This window comes from Saccharothrix sp. CB00851 (assembly GCF_001905065.1).
Classification (GTDB): domain Bacteria; phylum Actinomycetota; class Actinomycetes; order Mycobacteriales; family Pseudonocardiaceae; genus Actinosynnema.
Map to the genome: position 1 here is coordinate 134439 of NZ_LWLC01000024.1, position 20296 is coordinate 154734.

At 71.5% G+C, this 20296-nt stretch carries 13 protein-coding genes; 2 read left to right on the top strand and 11 right to left on the bottom strand.

Annotated features, from left to right (window positions below; all coding sequences use genetic code 11):
- Nucleotides 1-28 precede the first annotated feature (28 nt).
- From A6A25_RS24110 to A6A25_RS24135, 6 genes are read right to left on the bottom strand one after another with little or no spacing between them, the layout of a single operon-like run.
- Nucleotides 29-1585 carry a TRAFAC clade GTPase domain-containing protein gene (locus A6A25_RS24110; RefSeq protein WP_073893479.1) on the bottom strand — a complete coding sequence of 519 codons (1557 nt, stop codon included), beginning with the start codon at nucleotides 1583-1585 and terminating at the stop codon, nucleotides 29-31.
- A complete protein-coding gene (locus A6A25_RS43295) occupies nucleotides 1582-3927 on the bottom strand; it encodes a GTPase-associated protein 1-related protein (protein WP_073893481.1) in 2346 nt (781 codons plus the stop codon). The genes A6A25_RS24110 and A6A25_RS43295 overlap by 4 nt, the downstream gene beginning before the upstream one ends.
- Before the next feature lies 1 nt (nucleotide 3928).
- Entirely contained in the window at nucleotides 3929-5131 is a 1203-nt protein-coding gene (locus tag A6A25_RS24120; RefSeq protein WP_083668613.1) for a TRAFAC clade GTPase domain-containing protein, read from the bottom strand.
- Nucleotides 5109-7790: a hypothetical protein gene (locus A6A25_RS24125; RefSeq protein WP_073893482.1), complete on the bottom strand. Its 2682-nt coding sequence runs from the start codon at nucleotides 7788-7790 to the stop codon at nucleotides 5109-5111. Before A6A25_RS24125 ends, A6A25_RS24120 begins: the two co-directional genes overlap by 23 nt.
- A 6-nt stretch (nucleotides 7791-7796) precedes the next feature.
- Nucleotides 7797-9407 carry an Hsp70 family protein gene (locus A6A25_RS24130; protein WP_073893484.1) on the bottom strand — a complete coding sequence of 537 codons (1611 nt, stop codon included), beginning with the start codon at nucleotides 9405-9407 and terminating at the stop codon, nucleotides 7797-7799.
- 17 nt (nucleotides 9408-9424) lie between these two features.
- Entirely contained in the window at nucleotides 9425-9976 is a 552-nt protein-coding gene (locus A6A25_RS24135) for a hypothetical protein (protein WP_073893485.1), read from the bottom strand.
- A gap of 113 nt (nucleotides 9977-10089) precedes the next feature.
- On the opposite strand from A6A25_RS24135, the gene A6A25_RS24140 reads away from it, so the two are divergent.
- On the top strand, nucleotides 10090-15372 hold the full coding sequence (locus A6A25_RS24140) for a CHAT domain-containing protein (RefSeq protein ID WP_158073804.1): 5283 nt from the start codon (nucleotides 10090-10092) through the stop codon (nucleotides 15370-15372).
- 16 nt (nucleotides 15373-15388) lie between these two features.
- Here A6A25_RS24140 and A6A25_RS24145 read toward each other — a convergent pair whose 3' ends face one another.
- Nucleotides 15389-16969: an Hsp70 family protein gene (locus A6A25_RS24145; protein ID WP_073893489.1), complete on the bottom strand. Its 1581-nt coding sequence runs from the start codon at nucleotides 16967-16969 to the stop codon at nucleotides 15389-15391.
- Nucleotides 16970-17050: 81 nt separating this feature from the next.
- Here A6A25_RS24145 and A6A25_RS24150 point away from each other — a divergent pair, with 81 nt between their 5' ends.
- A complete protein-coding gene (locus tag A6A25_RS24150) occupies nucleotides 17051-17482 on the top strand; it encodes a toll/interleukin-1 receptor domain-containing protein (RefSeq protein ID WP_083668615.1) in 432 nt (143 codons plus the stop codon).
- 5 nt (nucleotides 17483-17487) lie between these two features.
- Here the strand turns inward: A6A25_RS24150 and A6A25_RS24155 are convergent, their stop codons facing one another.
- From A6A25_RS24155 to A6A25_RS24170, 4 genes are all read right to left on the bottom strand, one after another.
- On the bottom strand, nucleotides 17488-17931 hold the full coding sequence (locus A6A25_RS24155; protein ID WP_073893490.1) for a toll/interleukin-1 receptor domain-containing protein: 444 nt from the start codon (nucleotides 17929-17931) through the stop codon (nucleotides 17488-17490).
- Nucleotides 17928-18647 (bottom strand): NUDIX domain-containing protein, encoded by a 720-nt coding sequence (locus A6A25_RS24160; RefSeq protein WP_083668626.1) that lies wholly within the window; start codon nucleotides 18645-18647, stop codon nucleotides 17928-17930. Before A6A25_RS24160 ends, A6A25_RS24155 begins: the two co-directional genes overlap by 4 nt.
- A gap of 120 nt (nucleotides 18648-18767) precedes the next feature.
- Complete coding sequence (locus A6A25_RS24165) at nucleotides 18768-18974, bottom strand: hypothetical protein (protein ID WP_073893492.1); 207 nt, start codon at nucleotides 18972-18974, stop codon at nucleotides 18768-18770.
- Nucleotides 18975-18978: 4 nt separating this feature from the next.
- Nucleotides 18979-20214 carry a helix-turn-helix domain-containing protein gene (locus tag A6A25_RS24170; RefSeq protein ID WP_073893494.1) on the bottom strand — a complete coding sequence of 412 codons (1236 nt, stop codon included), beginning with the start codon at nucleotides 20212-20214 and terminating at the stop codon, nucleotides 18979-18981.
- Between the last annotated feature and the right edge of the window lie 82 nt (nucleotides 20215-20296).

The window sequence follows — 20296 nt, forward strand, 5'->3', positions numbered from 1 at the left end:
CCAGTCTCGACGGACTTGTGAAACAGGCCTAGAGGCGCAGCCCTTCCTCGGCGAGCGTCTTCTCGGTGAACTTCTCCACGCTGTGGTGCGCCTCGTGGTTCCCGTCGGGCAGCGCGGACGTCAGGAAGTACGAGACCTCCTTGAAGTTGAGGTCCATCGCCCGGGTGAGGTTGCCCTGCTCGAGCGTCTCCAGCCATGCCCTGATCGCCACCGGGTCCTCCGTGTCGACGTCATCGAGCAGGTGCCGGATCAAGTCGGCCTTGCTGACCGCCACCGCGAGGTGGACCTTGCGCATGTCGATGCCCATGGAGGTCATGGTCGACACGGTGTCGTTGAACGTCGCGAACGGCTCGGGCTGGGCACGGCGGTCCTTGAGCTCCTCCTTCCTCCGCTCCTCGAACGTCTCCCACACGGCTTTGATCGACATCGGGTCGATGACGAAGACGAACGTTCGCGCGATCTTGAAGTACTCGAGCTCCTGCACCTGCCGCACCCCGTCGAAGATCTCACCGGCGGCGTCGAACACGTGCACCAGCTTGCCCTGCCCGCGCCGCGGCTTCACGCGCAGCGAGTAGGCGGGCGCGACCACACCGCCGTCCCTGTTCACGGCCTTCGTCTTGCCCGGTTCCCCCTTGGTCTCCAGGGTCAGCCGGGCGTTGGTGGCACGGTCCCGCGTCGACTGGTCGGCGTACGCGAACTTCCCGCTCGAGCGCGTGGCGATCGCTTCGAGCGCGATGATGAACACCGTGATCAGCTGGCTCTTGCCCGCGCTCGTCGCGCCGAACACCGGCAGGACTATCTCCGGTGTCGAACCGGAGTCGTCCGAGAGCTGGTGCGGGGTGTCGCTGTGCGGGCACCACAGGGTCGGCTTGCGGCCGGGTCTGCGGACCAGTGCGGTGAGCACCATGAGCGAGGGGAACGTCATGCCGCACCTGCACCGTCGGTACAGCATCCCGTACCGGCCGGGCCGGACGTTGCCGTGCAGGGTCTTGCACCCCGGGCAGCCGTACAGCGCGAACGTCACCCGCAGACCACAGGTGTTGCACGTCATCCGGATGCCCCGCACGCGCAGGACAACCGTGTCCACGGCGCGCAACACGTACAGCGTGCCGAGGCTGACCAGCAGCAGCACACCGAGCACGGAGACAGCCGACACCGAGGCGAGGAGCAGAACCGGTACCGCCAGGACCAGCCCGACACCCACACCGAAGTACCCGATGACACCACGCCACCTCGGGTTCGCCTTGGCGTGCGCCTCGTCGGGGTGCACGAAGTGCCGCTCGCGCAACACCTTCGACCGCTCGACGACCGCCGCCCACAGGCTTTTCGCACCCGCCGAGTGCACGTGCTGGACATCGCGCCACGCCTGGCCCATGAGGTAGAACTCCCAGGCGGGCTCGGCGTCCGCCGTCCGCTTGCCCTCCGGCGACTTCACCTGGCGCGCGTTGGGCGACTTCCCGAGGCCGTAGCCGATCGCCACGGCCTTGCCGTAGTGCCAGACGAGTACCAAGGCGAACCGGGCGCCGGGCACCAGCACGAGGACCAGCGCGCAGAACGCCACCAGGGTGAAGAACCCGACGGTCATTTCGTCGTCTCCTTCGAAGGCAGTCGCTTGCGGATGAACCGTCCGATCCGGTTCCCGGTCTCGTGGTCGGCCCAGCTGCCGAACCACTCGGCAGCGTCCTTCAGTCCCCGGTCGCGCAGGAGCGCTATGACGACCCGCACCCGGCGGCGCCGCCACTTCCTGATCGCGGTGAGCGTCGCATCCTGCACCTGCTTCAGCGCGACGTTGGCGTGCGCCACGTTCTTGGCGCTGAGCTTGCGCAGCTGCCACGACAGGTGGAGCAGGTCGGCCGCCAGCAGCGGGTCGGGCTCCTGGCCGAGCGACGCCACCGCGTCGCCCACGTACACCGCACGGAGGTCGTCCAGCTTCGCCACGAGCAGCGCACGGCGAGGGACGTCGACGGTCGCCAAGCGGTCGAGGAGCATCGTCAGGATGGTGGCGCGGCGCTGCTGCCCGGAGCTGCCGTAGCTCCGGACGAGGGCGGGCAGCGCCCGTTCGAACGCGTCCCGACCTTCGGCGCCCAGAACGCCGTCGACCAGGGTGACCATGCGGAACCGGTCGTGCACGCGGGTGCGGGTCGCGGCCGGCAGCACGTCGATCACCGGGTGTTCGCGCACCTGCGCGCACAGCAGGTCGAACACCTCACCGTCGGTGGGCTCGGCCCGGAGCGCGGCGTCGAACCTGTCCAGCAGCGGCGGCACGCACACGGACTCCGGCTCGAGGTCCCGCAGCAGGAGCGAGGCCTCGTCGTGGTCCCACTCCCGGTCCGGCCAGAGCTCGACCAACAGGGCTTCGTCGACCGCCGCGCCGGTGCTCACCCGCACCAGGGCGAGCGTGCGGGGAATGGTCCCGAGCCGCGCGTCCGCGACCGTCGCCGCACCGGACATCGCCGGATGGCCGCGCAGGCCGAGCAGTTCGGCGGCGGTGGACCGCAGCACCGCGGCCAGCCGCCCGAGGTCGCCGTGCGCCACCAGGTGCGCCACCACACCCGGCCGCATCCCCGGCCACTCGCGCAGCGCCGTCGCCAACCGCTCGTCGAACGGCTCGGCGAGCAAGGCGGGCCCGAACGTCTCCGCGCCGACGCGCCGCAGGAGCTGGTCGTCGGTCTCGATCCCGCACTGCCTCGCCCAGTCCAGCAGGCGGGCCGCCTTCGGTGGTGACGCGTCCTTCAGCCGTTCGGTGACCAGGGCGGCGGCTCGCTCCCGTGCCGTGGGTGCGCGCAGCACGAACCCCGGACCACCCAGGTCACCGTCGAGGAAAACCTCGACCCACGCCTCCTCCACCCACGCGGCGAACTCGTGCGCGCCCACGGCCCGGGTCACCTCGGCGAGCTCGGACAGCAGGTCCGGCGGGCAGGCGCGCACATCGAGTTCGAACCCGATCCGCGCCACCGTGGCGGCACCGAGGCGGTGGGCGTGCCGGCTCAGCCACCGCGCCACGAGGTCGGCGTCCGCACCGTCCGCGCCCATCGACGCCAGGACGACCGCGTGCCACCCGTCCAGCCCGGTCTCCGAGCCGTCGGCGAGCGCGTCGACCTGGTGCCACAGCTCGGGTGCGGACTCCACGCCGACGTAGACCAGCAGTTCGGCCAGCGGGTGCGGCTCGACCGGGCTGACCTCGTCCGCGAGGAGGTCGAACAGGTGGTAGGCGTCGAACGCGGACCGGTCCACCGCCGTCTCCGCCACCGTGCCGACGACGTGCATCCGGCTGTAGCGCGGCTCGTGCTCGTAGGTCGCGAACGACATCCGCGACACCACGTCCGCCGGCATCAGGTACGACACGGCGGCGATCCAGCGGGCGACGGACTCCGCGTCCCGCTCGACGATCACCACCCTGCGCGTCGGGTCGACGAGCGCCCGGTCCACCGCCGTCAGCAGGGCCGGCAGGTGGCGCGCACCCCGATGAGCGGCGAGGAAGTCCGCCACGAGGTGTCGGTCGAGGTCGCCCGCGTGCGGTCGCTCGACCGTCGGCAGCACCGGGTCGTCGGCGGGCTGCCGAGTCCACAGCCCCGCACCCCACAGTTCGATGGGCAACACGCCGGCCAAGTCGCGCCGCACGTCGTCGGAGACCAGGGCGTGCGCGAAGTAGTTGCCGAACCTCCGCGAGTAGTCGTTGCCGACGAACACCACGTTCGCCAGGACACCAGGTGCTCCGGGCAGGTAGCACAGGTTCACCGGCGACCGGGCGATCTGCGCGGCATCCGAGTCGTAGGCGATCGAGCGCGGTGGGTCGTACGCCGTCATCGCCTCGACTTCGGCCATCACCTCCTGCGCCACGCCGGGGGTTGCCGCGTTGAACTGGTAGCCGGCGTGGCCGGACAGCCCCCGCTCGCACGACGTGTAGTAGAGCTGGCTGAACCCCATGTCACTCCCCGGCCGGCTTGGTGCTCTTCGGGACGGCTCCGAACTCGCTCATCAGCCACAGGAACGGGTCCTCGACCCGGCGCGGCTGCACACCCCGCTCCGACACCCGCTGCCTGGTGCCTCCCTCCAGCCGCGGGCTCTCGCCCAGTGCGGTCACGCCGAACATGCGGTACTTGGCGAAGTTGGCCGACAGCGCCTCGTCGAGGTTGTGCCCGGCCCAATCGTCGAGCAACGCGCGCATGTGCCGGTGCACCGCCAAGCTGTCCGATTCGTTGAAGCTCGCCGTGCTCGGCGGCACGCGGCGCAGCGGGCTCTCCGGCGGCAGGTAGCCCTCCAGCGCATCCATCTTCGTGAACACGACCGCCAGCGGCGTTCCGATGCGCCGGTTCGCCTTCACCCCCAGCCTGCCGTGCAACTGCTCGACGATGTTGGTGAGCACCGTCGCGGGTGAGTCGGCGATCTCCGGCAGCAGGGCGTCGGCGTCCGCGTGGATGCGCGCCTCCCGCAGCTGCAGCGGGTCGAACAGCAGGATGATGCCGTCGGCGCTGGTGAGGTAGCGGACGTTCTGGTCAACGCTGTGCTCGGACACCATGTCCTCGCCCGCGGTGTCGAAGAACGACAGCAGCGACCGCCGCACCTTGCGCCCACCGTCGGGGGTGGTGAACGAGAAGACCAGCGGCCTGCGTCCGCCCCGCTGCGCACCGAGCGTCTTGGTCGTCCCGAACAACTCGTGGTCCTGGTAGAGCCGCTGCTCGTAGTCCAGCTGGAACTTCTTCCGGGTCTCCTCGTCCGCGCCGAGCACCGCCGCGCTGAAGCGCTCCCCCACGTTGTTCATGAGCTCGTGCAGCAGCACCGTCATGTAGATCGTCTTGCCGCTGTTCTTCGCGCCGACGAGCGCGATCATCTTGCTGTCCGACTGCCCGAAGTGGACGGGCAGTTGGCTGTGGCAGTGCGGGCAGACCCGGTAGTGCGTCTCGGCACCGCACGGCGGGTGGACGGCCGTCGACTTGCGGCTGTCCGCGTCGAACACGGGCAGCTGCGGGGTGCGGTCGCCCAGCTGGTCGGCCAGTGTCCGGTCCAGGGCGGTGGCGCACTTCGCGCGCTTGCCGGTGCGTCCCGAGCAGCGGAACCGGATCTCCTTCTGCCGGAACGGCCGGTAGCAGTACGGGCAGTGCAGTCGACTACCCAGGATTGCCGGGAACAAGGGTCACCTCGTCAGCGTGGGTCGAGTTCGGGTCGACGAAACAGGCCAGCCCGGACAGCGGGCTCACCCGCACCGGCAGGACCAGGGACACCGGTCGACCCGGCGCCAGGTTGCGTGACGGGAACTTCGCCACGACGCGGCCGCGATCGGGGCGCAGCGGCATGATGCCGTCCTCGCGGTGCACCACGACGATCGCCGGCAGCCGGCACTGCCGGTCGCTGGTGAGCGTGAGGTCGATCCTGCGCCTGCCGGGCAGACCGGCCAGTCGCACGTGGTAGCCGACGCTGGTGGGCCTGCCGGGCACCCGGGTCAGCACGACCGGGGACGTGCTCTCCTCACCCCTGGTGCGGGTCACCGCCTGGACCGCCAGGACGGTGGCGCTCGGCCCGACCCGGAGTTCGGCGCCGCCCGAACTGCTGTGCGCCCGAGCGGTGACCTCCGACTGCTCCACGTGGACCGGCGGGTCGACGCCGTCGTCCGGCCACCACTTGACCCGCACCAGGTGCGCGCCTCGCGGCCACGCCCAGCGCAGCCGCACCACGTCGTCCAGCCGGTCGGCCCGCACCCCGGTCACCGCGTCGACCAGCGTGACGGAGACCGTGCCGCCGATCGCGGCGTGGTCGCCCGCCAGCGTCACGGCGGTGAGCGTCATCCGGCCGTGCCGCACCGGGGTTTCGAGCACCGCACGGCCGTCCGCACCGGTTCGGACGACGCCGCCCACCGGCTGCCCGAACGTGGTCAGCGCCCGGCGGCTGACCAGCGAGCCGACCTCCCACGTCGGGCGATCGACCGACGAGCGGATCTCCACCGCACCCGACGGCGGAGGCCGCCAGGTCAGCCGCAGCACCGCCGCCCCGTTCACCTGGACCACCTCCTGCACCAGGTCGGTGACCGCGACGGGCCGGGCGGTCGGGCTCGCCGCGGCCACCACCGGTTCGGACTCGCGCTTGGCACCCGACCTGGTCAGGTACACCGCGCGGAACGCGTAGTCGTACGTCTCGCCACCGCGCACGTCGGTGTCGGTGAACGACGACCCGCCGTCGGCGCGAACCGGCACCTGCCGCGGCGGCGCGTTCGGTGCGGACCGGCTCGTCCGGGTCACGGTGACCGCCGTCGCCGACGGGTGGGCCCGCCACGAGGCCGTCACGGACCGCTCGTCGGAGGTCAGCACGACGTCCTCCACCGCGGGCAGCGACTCCACCGCGTCGGCCGCGCTGCCGGTCGACCACGTGCCACCCCGCGACGCGAACACCGTGTAGTGCACCGGGTCGGCGGCCGGCACGGACGAGTCGACCGCCTCGTTCGCCGACGTCTCCTCGACCACCACGCCGGCCGCGCTGGACACCGCCGGGCCGCCGTCGGTGCGCACGACGCGGTAGCGGACCGAGCCGGTGCGCGCGGGGCTCGGGTCCCAGCGCACGACCACGCGATCCCGGTCGATCCCCGCCGTCACCGCGCCCACCGGTGGTGGTGGGATCTCGGCCAAGCGGCTGTGGAGGGTCTCGTCGTCCCGGGCGACCTCGGCGGCCGCGGCGAGCAGCGAGGCGGTGTCCTCGGTCCGTCCGGCGGACCACGCCGCGTCGGCCTGCGCCACCAGCTCGGCGACCCGGGTGAGCGCGGCGGCGAGCTGCGCGCGGAGGTCCTTGCACTCGTCGGGCGGAACGTCGTCCAGCAGCCTGCGTGCCTCCCGCAACTCCCCCGCGGCCAGCGCGTCGGCCACCGACTGGGCCGTGCCGCGATCGCGCCTGCCACCGACGCCGTCCCCGGCGAGGGTGACGGCGAGGTGCAGCGCCTCGGTGGCGTCGAGGCCGAGTTCCGTCGCCGAGTGGGCGATCAACCGGACCGGCAGCCCGGCCTCGACGTCCGGGCGCAGGTGCTCCCGGATCTCCCACAGGACAAGCCCGTGGACGTTCTCCGGCTGCTTGGCCGCGTTCATCAGGATCGCGATGACGTTGTCCATCGCGGTCTTGCGCTCGTCCTGGCTGGTGCGGGTCTGCTCGTCGCGGGCGCGTTCCAGGTCGGCGACGGTGATGGTCTTGTCACTGCCGGACAACCGGAACCCGTCGCGCACCTTGAACCCGGCGCGCACCGCCTCGGTCCCGAGGACCACCTCCGGTGACAGCCGGAACCCGAGCGCGGTCAGCGGCGCGCGCAGCGACCGCGCCGCCGGGGTCGCCGGACCGGGAGGCAGCTCCCACGGCGGGTCGATGACCGAGACGCCCCGGTCGTGCAGCGCCTCCTTGATCTCCTGTTCGGAGAAGGCGTTGTCCACTGCCGCGACCAGGCGGCGCAGCCCGGTGAGGGTGATGCACGGTGACGAGCCCGCGATCACCTCGATCCGCCGGTCGAGCTGCTCGCGCGCCTTGCCCCGGTCCGCCTCGCGCTGCTTGGTGAACGCGTCGAGGTTCAGCAGGTTCTTGCGTTCGAGGTCGGTGTGGGCGGCCAACAGCGCGATCGCGATCGCCCGGTAGAGCTTTTTCAGCTTGAGCGCGCGCCAGTACTTGGTGACCGCGCCGACCCTGCGGCTGAACTCCTCCGGCGTTCCGACCGCGCGCGGATCCATGTTGTACCGGGCGAACAGGTCCGTGGGCGGCTGGTTGCCGTTGCGGCGCGCGGTGTCGAGCACGGTGGTGCGGTAGGCCTCGAACTCGTCCGCCATGAACGCTCACCCCCCGACGGTGTAGCGGGCCACGGCGTCCCGCGCCTGCTCCACCTGCTCGCCGTTGAGCCCCTCGATCATCAGCTCGATCTTCAAGCTCTTGCCGGTGCTGAGCTCGACCGCCTCGACCTGGAGGCTGCCGTTGCGCTCCATCCGGAACGCCACCTCCAGCGGTGAGCCCTTGCGCAGCGGCGGCAGCTCGCTGATCACGCCCTCGCCGATCAGGTCGTTGTCCTGCAACGACTCGGAGGCGATCGCACCCGCCTGCTCCCACACCTGGATCCGGATCGAGGTCTGCGCCTCGTAGCGCGTGTAGTACTGCTTCTTCGGCGGTGCGGCGGGCAGCGGGTCGTTGGCGCCGACCAGGTGGTCGACGAACTCGACGTCGCTGTCGCCCTTGAACATGCGCACCCCGAACGCGCGCGGCGACACCGTGACGACCTCCTGGTCGGCCAGCTTGCGCACGTGCTCGGGCTCGATGCCGAGCTGATCGGCGACGGCGGCCAACGCGCTGTCCGACACGCCCTGGCCGCCGTCGTCGCCCCCCTCGGGCAAGGCGATCTTCACCGAGTGGATGAGGCCGAACATGGCCGCACCCTTGGCGACCGCCAGGTCGGGGTCGTGCACCTTCGGGTCGAACGCGAACCTGCTCCGCAGTCCGGCGGCGACCGCCGGCATCCGGCTCGCGCCGCCGACGAGGAGCACTTCGTCGAACTCCTCCACGCCCTTGGCCTTGGCCACCTCGATGGTGCGGGCGGTGATGTCGAACGTGCGCTGCAGCAGTTCGGCCGTCGACTCCTCGAACTCCGCCCGGGTCAGCACGACGGTGCTCACCTCGCCCCCGAACTGGATGCGGTTCTTGCGGGACACGGTGCTGGACAGGACCTTCTTGAGCGCTTCGGCCTCGGAGTCCAGCAACTGGAGGAAGTCCTCGTTCTCGGCCGCGTCGACGTCGGGGTGCTCGGTGGTGAACGCGTCGAGCAGCCTGGTCGCGATCCGCTCGTCCCAGTCGGCGCCGCCGAGGTGGTGGTCGCCGTCGGTGCAGACCACCTTGACCTCGTTGCCGGTCAGCTGGATCACGGTGGTGTCGAAGGTGCCGCCGCCGAGGTCGTAGACGAGGATCGTCTTGTCCTCGCCCGCGTTCATCGCCTGGTAGTGCAACGCCGCCGCGACCGGCTCGGGCACGATGTCGACCACGTTCAGCCCGGCGATGACACCGGCGTTGCGGGTGGCCTCGCGCTGGGTGAGCCCGAAGTACGCGGGCACGGTGATCACGACGTCCTTCACCGGTTCACCGGTGTGCTCGGACGCGGCGCGCGCGAGTTCCTTCAGGATGAGCGCCGAGATCGACTCCGGGGTGTGCTCCTCCCCGTTGAAGGTGAAGGTGACCTGTTCGCCCATCTGCCTCTTGACCAGCGATGCGACCTGGCCCGGGTAGAGCTTCGCGGAGTCCTTCGCGCCGCGGCCGACCACCACGTTGTCCTCGGTTTCGAAGAAGACGACCGACGGTGTGGTGTCCTCCCCGATGGCGTTCTTGGCGATCGCCGGTCGCCCGACGTCGTCGATGTAGGCCACGCACGAGTACGTTGTGCCGAGGTCGATCCCATAGGTAGCCATGCGGTTCCTCGCTCCGGTCACGCCTCGGGCGTCTGGTCGGCTCGGTAGAAGATCGCTTTCGCGGGCCGCCGCATGCGTCCCGTCTCGCGGTCGCGCAGCCCGGCGGTCAACGGCACGGCCACGGTGTTGTGCAACGTCGGGTCCTCGCACGGCTGCAGCCCGCCGACGGCGTGCCGCCCGCTCTCGAACGCCTCACCGGGCACCGCGGGCACCACCTCGACCCCGCAGCGGTCGAGGGTGAGCACGACGTCGTCGGCGAAACCGGTGAGCAGGTCACCCGCTTGGTGCCGGGCCTGGCGGAGCAGGCCGTCGTGCAGCCGCACGAGGTCCGCGACGAGGGGTTCCAGCAATTCACGGCGCTGTCCCGCGCGCAGGGTCTGGTTCTCGTCGTGCAGCCGGTCGATGATTGCCTCGCGATGCGCGGATCTGCGGTGGAAGTCGGCCACCGCGGATTCCAGCCGGTCCATCCGCTCAGCCACCGTGTCCAACGCGGCGGCGACCGGATCGGGTTGTTCTCCGGCGATGTCGTCGTGCGTTCCATCGGTGGGTGAACCCGGTGCGGGGAGCATGGTTGTTTTGTAGCACCGGGCGCTCCGGCAATCCTGGCCACATAGTTGACAACTACTTGCCAGCTTGTGTTCCCCCATTATGGTCGGGGTTCGCCGCTGTCACGATCCGAGTGGTGAAGAGTCGGCTTTTCCTCTCCTGCGCCGATGTGGACGTGGTGTTCGCGGAATACCTCGCGCACGGGCTCGAGGCAGCCGGGTTCGAGGTGTTCCTGCACTCGTGGGACGTGCACGCGGGTCAGTCGAAGACCCACCGCGTCGACCAGGCGATCCAGGAAGCCGAGAGCGCGATCATCGTGGTCAGCAAGCGCGCGCCGCGGGACGGACGGGTGACCGACGAGTACGCGGCCCTCGCCGGTCGGGCCGCGGCGGGCCGGCTCGAACGGCTCGTCCCGGTGCTCCGCGACGACGAGGTGGTGCTGCCGCCGCTGCTGGAAGCCTGGGCCGGGTTCAGCTTCGCCCGGGTCGTGGACCAGCGGAGCTTCGACGAGCTCGTGGCCGAGTTGGTCGCGGAACTGCGGTCGGTGCGGCGGAACCGTCCCGTCGACCTCTCGCTCGTCGTGCCGGCCGACCGGGCGCGCGTACCGCACACGCCCCTGCTGACCACCCTGCGGATCACCGGTTCCACGACGACGCTGGTCACCGGTGTGGCCGAGGACCGCTCGGCACCCAACCTCGGCATGACCCAGCAGTTGGCGCACCAGCTCTGGGCGGCCGAGCAGGCTCGCACGTCGACCGGTCGCACGTTCCGCTCCGACGTCCGGCCGCGGCCCGCGACCGCTGCCGTGGACCAGGTGACCGCGGTCGGCCGTGCCCTGACGGCGGCGTTCCTGCCGCGATCGATCGCCGTGGCGCTGGCGGCCCGGATCGAGGAGTCGGCGTCGTCCGGTCGTGCCGCGCACATCGCCCTGGAGGTGGACCAGGAGCTGGCGAACCTGCCGTGGGAGGGCCTCGTGCTCGACGGCGAGCCGTTGGCCCTGCGACCGTCGGTGCGCCTGTACCGGCACACCGCGGGCCTCGGGCCGACGGCGTTGCCGCAGGTGCCCGGGCCGCTGCGGATCCTGGCGGTGATCGCGGGCCCGGACGAGGGCGGTGGCGAACTGCTCGACTACGAGCACGAGCTGTCCCGCATCCTCGACCAGGTCGACCGGGCCCGCCGCGAGCAGGCGTACGTGCGCATCCTCAACTGGGGCTCGGTCGACGCGATCCGGCAGGCCCTCACCGAGGAGTCGTTCCACGTCCTGCACATCTCCTGCCATGCCCGCTCCGGTGTGCTGGTGCTGGAGACCGCCGACGGCAGGGTGGACGAGGTCACCGCCGACCGGCTCACCGCCGAACTGGTGATCCCCGGTCGGCTGGTTCCCCTGGTGGTCCTGGCCGGGTGCGCCACCAGCCAGGCGACCGACGAGCTGCCGGGACTCGCGGACAGCCTGATCCGCCGCGGTGTCCCCGCCGTGTTGGCGATGACGGCGTCGGTCACCGACGAGTACGCCACCGAGTTCCTGTCCCGCGTCTACGGCGAACTCGCCTCCCAGGAAGACCCGGACGTGCTGGTCGCCATGTCGTCGGTGCGACGCCGGCTGGAAGCGGACCGGGCGGCCGACCCCGACCACCACCTCCCGGAGTGGTCGGTACCCGCGCTGCACCTGCGCGTCTGGCACAGCCGGCTGTTCGGGCGCGGTCTCGCCGACGACGTCGTGCCCCGGGTCCGCGGGCCGCTCGCGGGTGGCATCACCGACCTGGAGATCGGTGACTTCGTCGGACGGCGGGTCGACCTGCGCAAGCTCCTCCGCGAGCTCCGCGCGGGCTCCGGCGCGTTGATCCACGGCATGGGCGGCGTGGGCAAGAGCAGCCTCGCCGCGGAGTTGGTGCACCTGCTCGGGCAGGAGGAACGGGTCCTGGTCGCCGCCCTGCACGGGGTGTGCACACCCGACGAGATCGTGGACACGGTCCGCGTGACGGTGAAGGCCCACTTCGGCGTGCGGGCGGTGCCCGAACTCGAACTGCTGCGCGACGCGTCCGAGACCTGGCGGACCAAGATCGAGATCCTCGGTCGGATCCTGCCGGGGGTGCGGGCGCGGCTGGTGCTGATGCTGGACGACCCGCTGGGCGACCCGCTGGAGGCCGACGGCCGACCGGACGCCGATCCGCAGCAGCTCCAAGAGTTCCTCGACACCTGGCTCGAGCTGCGCGGACGGGTGAACCTCGTGGTCACCTCCCGGATGACGATCCCCACCCGGTCCCGGCGGATCGTCGCCCACCACCTCGGACCGCTGTCCGAGGCGGAGACCCGCAAGCTGATCTTCCGCCTGCCCGCGTTGGACTCGTTGCCCGCCGAGGCACGGCTGCGCGCCCACCACGCCCTGGGAGGGCACCCCAGGGCGCTGGAGTACCTGGACGCCCTGCTCCGCGGTGGCGCCACCCGGGAGCAGAGGCGCGGCAAGGGCAGGCACTTCCCCGATGTCGTGGAACGGATCGAGCGGGCACTGCTGCTGGCGGGGAAGGGCGCCACCGACGAGTGGTGGCCCGCCGGTGGTCGTGACCTGGACCGCGCCCTCGCCGAGACGGTGTCGATCATCTCCTCCGACGTGCTGCTCGACGAGCTGTACGCCGAGGTCTCCAGGTCGTTCCCGCTCGCGGCGGAGCTGTTCGTGGCGGCGTCGGTGTTCCGGCAGCCGGTGGAGCACCAAGCCCTGGCCTGGATCGTCGCGCCCGAACCCGAACCGGACCCGCGCCGCCAGGCGCGCCTGAGCGAGGTCTACGCCGAGTTGGCGGAAGCCGAGCGGACCGGGTCGGCCAGATCGCGGTCGGAGCTGCCGCTGGACGGCGAGACCCACGCCCAGGTGAACCGGGACCTCGGCGCGCTGGTCGTGCCCGCGGAACGGGACGGGCTGGCCGCCGCACGCGACCGGCTCGTCGGCCTCACCCTGCTGACCCCGGTGGAAGACCGGTACCTGGTGCACCGGTGGACGGCGCGGGCCATGGCGACCAGGGCCGACCCCACGAGCCTGCTGATCGCCCACCGCCGGGCGGCGGCGTACCACCGCTGGCAGGCCGACCTGTGGAAGGCCGATCCGTTCGTGCGGCTGACCCACCTGGAGGAAGCACGCCACCACAGCTGGCGGGCGGAGGAGGACGACCAGGCCCTCGCCGTCTCCGCCGAGATGTGCGCGGTGCTGGACCGCATCGGGGCGCTGGAGCGCGAGTGGTCGCTGTGCACCGAGACGCTCGACCTCGCGGGTCACGACCACACCCGGGCCAGGGTGTTCCACCACCGGATGTCGGTCATCGCCCTCCGGCGGGGCGACTACGCGCTCGCCGAGGCCGAACAGGACACCGCGCAACGGGTCGCGATCGAGTCCGGTGACCTCGTCGCCGTCGCCACCGGGCTGCAGCAGCTCGGCACCATCGCCCGGCTGCGCGGCGAGACCGCCGCCGCCGAGAACGCCTACCGGTCGGCGATCGCGGTCGCGGGCGACGCCCGGATCGGAGCACGGCTCGACGCCAGGATCGTGCTCGCCGGGTGCTACCAGCTCCTCGGTGAGGTGGCCCTGGCCCGCGCCGACACCGACACCGCGGCACGGATGAGCCTGGGCGCGCACTCCGTCGCGGTCGAGATCGGCGACGAGACGGATTCGATGACGATCCACCGCGACCTGGCCGAACTGGCCCGGGCGTGCGGCGACCACGTGGCCGCCGCCCGGCACGACCTCCGGGCCCAGGAGGTGGCCGCGGCCGACGTGGACATGGGCCGGCTCATCGCCGCCGCCGAGTTGCAGCTCGGCCAGGTGCGGGTCGAGCAACGGGAGTTCGAGGAGGCCCAGGAGCACGTCGCGGCGGCGCTGGGCTTCGCCCTGGAGATGGACGACGTCCCGCTGCTGATGCGGTGCACGCTCCTGCTCGGGTACCAGCACGTCATGTCCCGGGAGCTGGAGGACGCGCGGGCCGCCTACGAGAACGTCATCCAGTTCGCCGCCGAGATCGAGGACCGGCGGGCCGAGGCGTACGCGCACCAACAGCTCGGTCTGATCTGGGGCGACCTCGGCGACCTCGACTCGGCGCGGGAGTCGTTGCGGCTGGCGACGGCGATGGACCCGATGCTCGCGGAGAGCTGCCGGCTCACCCTCGGCGCGGTCCTGACCGATGCCGGGCGCACGGACGAAGCCCGTCGGGTGCTGGTCGAGGGTTTGGCGACGGCGGGCGACGACCTCGCGCACGGCTTCGTCAGCCAACTCGCGCAGGTCTGCCTGCACCACGACGACCTCGACGGCGCGTGGACGATGTTCGAAGAGGGCGTGCGACGGGCGAACGCCGCCCACAGCCGTCGCGGTAGTGGGGTGTGCCTGCTCGGCCTGGGACTGATCGCGCAGGCCAAGGGACGGTCGAAGGAGGCCGTCCGGTTGTTCCACGACGCGCTCGACGTGGTGGAGGGGGACCCGTTCGTGCAAGCGATGTGCCTGGTCCGCCTGGCCGACGTGGCGTTGGGCGAGGGCGAGGTGGGCGACGCCGCCGAGTGGAACGCGGAGAGCCGAGAGCTCCTGGAGGGCATCTCCGCGCCGGAGTTGCGCGCCGAGGCGCTGCGGCAGCACGGCCAGTGCCTCGCGGCCGTCGGGCGCTACCGGGAGGCGGCGCCGGTGCTGAACGACGCGGCCAACGCGTTCACGCGGCTCGGGCAGCGGACGGACGTCCTGTCGTGCCTGGTGACGATGTGCTGGGTGCTGGACGTGTCGGGTGCGGCGGCGTCCGTGGTGGAGACGGCGGCCCGGTTGGGCAGGGCGGCGGCGGACCAGCCTCCCTCGCCGTGGGTGGTGGCGGCGCGGCTCGTCGCCGGTGACGGTGCCCTGCGGCGGGGTTGGCCGGACGACGCGCTGGAGCACTACGAGGAGGCGAGGAGGCTCGCCCAGCGCTGCGGGGCGCTGTCGCTGCTGGTGGACTGCGAAGGCCGGCTCGCCGCACTGGCCCGGCGATCGGGGGACGACGCGAGAGCCGTGCGCCGACTGGAGGCCGGACTCGCGGTCGCCCGGCACCGGAGCGACTGGTTGATGGCCATGCACCTGTACCGGGAACTGGGTCTGGTCACCGGCGACCGGCGGCACATCGCGGAATCCGCGGTGCTCGCGCACGAACTGCGGCAGCCGGTGGCCTACCGGGCGGCGGACGGCCTGCTCGACGACCCGTCCGACCCCGCACGGGTCGGTGACCTGCTCGCCGCCGCATCAGCCGAGCTGACCGACCTGCTGTGGCTGCGGCGGCGCCGGGCCGCGGCCGGCGAGGCGGCGTTCGGCGACAAGCCGGCGACGCGCGTCGGCCCGACCATCAAGGAGATCGTGCGCGGACTGGTGTCCCGGCCCTCCGGGGTCGCGGTCGTGTCCGCCGTCGTGAGCCCTTCAGCGCGCTGACCCACGACGACGGCGGTCACGACAGTCGGGCGACCATCGCCTGGGCGGCGCTGATCTGCTGCTCGCTCAGGTCGCCGATGGTGATGTCGGTGGTGGCCTCCTTGCCCGTTCGGATCTCCTTGGCCAGCACGTTCAGCATCCCGCTCTCGTCCATCCGGAACGTCACGTCGACCGGGGAGCCCTCCTCCAGCGGCGGCAACCTGTCGATCCGGGCGCCGCCGATCTGGTTGTTGTGCTCCAGCGACTCGGAGGCGATCGCGCCCGCCTGCTCCCAGATCTCGATGTCGATGGCCTGCTGGTTCGGAAACGACGTGAGGTACTGCTTCGTGACCACCGCCGGCAGCGGCGTGTTGGCCACGAGGAGGTGGCTGACCAGCCTCTTCGCCTTGTCCGGGTCGTCCGGGTCGAGCACCGCCACGCCGAACGCACGCGGCGTCACGATGCCCACCTTCCGACCCGCCATCGAGCGCACCGCCTCCGCCGAGACGTCGAGTTCCCGGGCGACGAGGTCGACTTCGCTGTCGTCGGTGAGCCGCACGCGCAGCGACTCCACCAGCGCGAACAGCGCCGCGCCCTTCGCGACGGCGAGGTCCGGCTCGTGCACCTTCGGGTCGAACCCGAACCGCGTGCGCAACGCCTCCGCGACGGCGGGCATGCGGGTCGAGCCGCCGACCAGCAGGACCTGGTCGTAGTGGGTGACACCGCGGTCGGCGGCCAGCGCGAGGGTGCGCTCGGTGATGTCCATCGTGCGGTCGAGCAGTTCGGCGGTGATGTCCTCGAACTCCGCCCTGGTGACCTCGGTGGTGACCTTGAGCCCCTTGAAGTGGATGGTCTGCCGCATGCTCCGGCGGCCGCTCAACGCCTTCTTCAGGTCCTCGGCGAGCAGGCCGACCTCCTGGAGGAAGTCCTCGCTGTCCGTCGCGTCCGAGTCCGGGTACTGCTCGGTGAACCGCTCGCCCAACAGGTCGGCGAGCTTGCCGTCCCAGTCCGCTCCGCCCAAGCCGTGGTCGCCGTCCGTGCAGACGACCGTGACGTCGCCGCCGCTGAGCTTGATCACCGTGGTGTCGAACGTGCCACCGCCCAGGTCGAACACCAGGATCGTGCGGTCGGTACCCGCGTTGAGCACGCCGTAGTAGAGGGCGGCGGCGACCGGTTCGGGGACCACGTTCACCACGTTCAGGTTGGCGATCACACCCGCCTGGCGGGTCGCCTCCCGTTCGGCCACCCCGAAGTACGCGGGCACGGTGATGACGACGTCCGCGACCCGGTCGCCGGTGCTGCCCTCGACCGACTTCACCAGATCGCGCAGTATCAAGGCGGAAATCGATTCCGGGGTGTGTTCGCTGCCGTGGAAGTCCAGTGTCATGCCGGGTTTGCCGATGTCCCGCTTGATCAGTGAGACGACGAGTTGGGGGTCGGTCAGGGCGGCGTTCCTGGCCACCCGACCGACTTCCACGTTGTGCGGCGACTCGAAGAAGACGACGGACGGTGTCGATTCCTCCCCGATGGAATTGCGGATGATCTTCGGTTGCCCGGTGTCGTCCACCCGGGCTATGCAGGAATAGGTGGTCCCGAGGTCGATTCCGTATACGGTCATCGGCGTCATGTCCCCTCTCTGCGCGAGTAGTGTGCCGGTTGTCTGATTGCCTCGGAACGTCTGCCGTCGGGGGTGGCACGAGTGGACTGGGACTTCATGGTGTCCTGCGCGGCGGCCGACCGGGAATGGGGCGAGTGGATCGCGTGGGCGGTCGAGTCCTGGGGCAGGCGGGTGCGACTGGAGAGCCGTGACGCGCTGCCCGGCACGAACCGGGTCCACCGGCTCGACGAGGCAGTGCGGCTCTCGGCCCGCACGATCGCGGTGGTCTCACCGGCGTACCTCGACGACCCCGCCGTCGCCGCCGAGTGGCACGCGGCGTGGCGCGCGGACCCGCTCGGACTCCGGCGCACGCTGGTGCCGGTGCGGGTCGCGCCGTGCGAACCGAACGGGCTGCTGCGCGACCTCGCCTACGTCGACCTGGTCGGGCTCGACCGCGCGCAGGCACGTGCACGACTCGCGGAGGAGGTCGAGTCGACCCGCCGCCGCGCACCACGCCGACCTCTGTTCCCCTGACCGGTTCACGCGTCACCCGGGAACGGTGGCTCGACCAGGAACTCCGGTCGCCGCGGGGAGACCCCGCTCAGAAGGCGATGTCTGGCCTCGTCCTGGTCAAGCCCCATGAGGTCGATGCGGACGATGGGAGCGAGCAGGCCGGGCGGCGAGCACCGCCGCACCATGACCGGGATCAGCTTCCGCTCCACTCCGATGGGGTCCTTCACGTACGCGGCTGCCCACTCCGACATCGGGTAGGGGCGCTTGAGGTAGTCGGGGCTCAGGACCGCGATCGTCCGGGCGGCGGCCGTGCCGATCTGCATCTGGCGCACCACGTTGTGACCGGGCAGCATGTCCTGCTCCTGGAAGACCACCCGGTGGCCCGCGCGCTGGAGGATGCCGGTGATCCACCGCGCCCAGCGGATGTCCTGCTTGGCGAAGCTGACGAAGAAGTCAGCGGGGGTGTTCATGTCGCGGCCCCCTGTTCCCACTCCGCCGGCACCGCGGGCATTGGGCGGCCGGGGTCGGATCCGTCCGGTGCGCACCGGCGAAGAGCCATCACGAGCAGCCCGTAGGCGCTGGCCGCGTGGCGGATCCGCCGGGTGGTCACCAGGTTCATCGCCTCGGCGAACGGCAGCCAGTGCAGTTCCAGGTCGGCTTCACCCGGGTCGGGGTGCGGGCGTCCCTCGGTCAGCCCGGTCGCGAGGAACACCCGGTCCACGTGGTTGGTGAGGCTGTCGGCGCCCTGCACCTCGCCGAGCGGTTCCCACCGCGTGGCGCGCAGTCCCGTTTCCTCGGCCAGTTCGCGCACGGCGGCGGCGACGGGGTCGGCGTCGTCGAGATCGACTCCGCCCGCCGGCAGCCGCCACTGGGTGCCGCCGTGGGTGTAGATCCACTGCCGGGTGAGCAGTACGCGGTCGGCGTCCATCGCGACCACCGTGACCGAGCCCCTCGTGACGACGTGGTGATAGACGTCCTCGTTGCCGTCGGGCCGGATCACGGCGTCCTCGCGGACCTCGAACCACGGCGACGAGTGCACCAGCCTCGTCCCCAGCCGGCGCCACACCTCCGGTCTGCGCGGTCCCGTGGCCTCGGTGGACCACCCGGACCCGGCGCCCTCGGGCTGATCCGTCAACACCAGCTCATCCGCCACCGCGTCGACATCGGGGGCGGGGCGTTCCGTCATGGTGGTCACCGTGTCTCCTGGTAGGTCTGCCGTCTGCGGCGACAGCGTTGTGGTCGGGTCGGAACGTGGACGGCGGGCGGTCCACGCGGCGGTGGGCCGCCCGCCGGTCGGCGCTGCCGCTCAGCTGAGCAGCAGGGCGAGCAGGATGATCAACAGGTGCGGTTCCATGGCGTACTCCTGGGATGTCGTGTCCAGGAACGGAATCCGATCGGGTCCGTTCGTCAGGTCTGCCCACCGGTGGGTGAATCCAGGATGGGCGGCCACGACATCGGGCAGAAGCAGGTGCCGGTCGACAACGCCGGAGGCAACAGGAAACCCGCGCCGCACGAGGCTACGGAGGGTGGTGGAGGGCGACGTTGATCTCCGCCTGCAGTTCCGCCGCAGGGCGGTGCCCGCTTCGTCGCAGGAGGTTGCGCGACAGGTCGCGCAGTTCGCCGCGCACGGTGGCGGAACCCAGCGGACGTGCGTCGGCCAGCACCCTGGCGCCTACCTCGTACATCCCGTCGAGTTCACCGATCGCCTCGTAGGCCAAGGCCAAGCGCGCACCGTAGAGCGCACGGGCGCGCATCGCGGAGTCCGGTGTCCGGTCCAATACGACCCGCAAGGACTCCGCCGCCTGTCCCGGCCTGCCCAGGTCGTAGTAGCACCAGCCGGACACGGCCAGGTCGAGGTCGGCCACCGTCGACGACCCGAGCACGGGATCCCCCGGACCACTGTCGCCCTGCTCGGCGAGGAGGACGGTCGCCTCGCCGAGGGCGGTGCGGCACGCGTCGTGGTCACCGAGGAGGGCGTGGCCCTGCGCTTCCCGGTGCGCGGCCAGCCCCCGGACCCGTGCGTCGGCACGCCCGTCGGTTCGCGCTCGCCTGGCCAGCGCCACGGTCCTCAACGGGTCGTGCGCGTACATCGCCAGTTCGGCTTCGCGGACGAGGGCGTAGGCCGACAGCCGCGCGTCGTCCGCCGACGACGCGATCACCGCCGACCTCCGCGTCCACGCCAGGGCCGCGTGGCTCTGCCCGGCTTCCTGGGCCATCCAGCCCGCGTACTCGGCGTAGCGGGCGGCCAGGAGCAGCAGCCGGGTGCGGGCCCTCGGGTCGGCCGCCACCTCGACCAGCTCCTGCAAGGTCTGCAGCTCCACGACCAGTTGCCGCAGCACCAGTCCCGGCGGTGCTCTCCTGCCGAGCGTGCGACACCGGTCGAACTGCTCCCGGAAGTACCGCTCGGTCCGCTCGTCCTCGACCATGGCCGCCGCATCGACCTTGGACACCTCCAGCGGGAGCAGCAGCGCACTGCCGACGTCGAGCAGCGCTCGACGGTCGAGAGCGGCGGTGTCCCGGATGTCCGGCACCGACTCGGGCTCACCGGGACCGGCGAGCGCGCTCAACGCCCCACCCGCTTCCAACACCGCGTCGGCCTGCCGGGCGAGCCGCATCGCGGGCCGCCGGCTCCCCGTCTCGATCTTGCTGAGGTAGCCCTTGCTGTAGTGCAGGGTGTCGGCCAGGCGGGCGAGGGAGACCCCGGCCGCGATCCGGCGGCGGCGCAGCTCGCCACCGAACGTCAGGTGGTCCATCGCGGCTCCCGGGACCGGTGGTACCGATCCCGGCGTTGCCCGTTGCCGGCCGGGACCGGCTCCAGGAAACGCCTGTCGGGAC

Coding starts and splice junctions, on each gene's coding strand:
- A6A25_RS24130 (WP_073893484.1), bottom strand. CDS start 9,407: ATGGCTACCTATGGGATCGACCTCGGCACAACGTACTCGTGCGTGGCC.
- A6A25_RS24135 (WP_073893485.1), bottom strand. CDS start 9,976: ATGCTCCCCGCACCGGGTTCACCCACCGATGGAACGCACGACGACATC.
- A6A25_RS24155 (WP_073893490.1), bottom strand. CDS start 17,931: ATGAACACCCCCGCTGACTTCTTCGTCAGCTTCGCCAAGCAGGACATC.
- A6A25_RS24125 (WP_073893482.1), bottom strand. CDS start 7,790: ATGGCGGACGAGTTCGAGGCCTACCGCACCACCGTGCTCGACACCGCG.
- A6A25_RS43295 (WP_073893481.1), bottom strand. CDS start 3,927: ATGGGGTTCAGCCAGCTCTACTACACGTCGTGCGAGCGGGGGCTGTCC.
- A6A25_RS24145 (WP_073893489.1), bottom strand. CDS start 16,969: ATGACCGTATACGGAATCGACCTCGGGACCACCTATTCCTGCATAGCC.
- A6A25_RS24170 (WP_073893494.1), bottom strand. CDS start 20,214: ATGGACCACCTGACGTTCGGTGGCGAGCTGCGCCGCCGCCGGATCGCG.
- A6A25_RS24110 (WP_073893479.1), bottom strand. CDS start 1,585: ATGACCGTCGGGTTCTTCACCCTGGTGGCGTTCTGCGCGCTGGTCCTC.
- A6A25_RS24160 (WP_083668626.1), bottom strand. CDS start 18,647: ATGACGGAACGCCCCGCCCCCGATGTCGACGCGGTGGCGGATGAGCTG.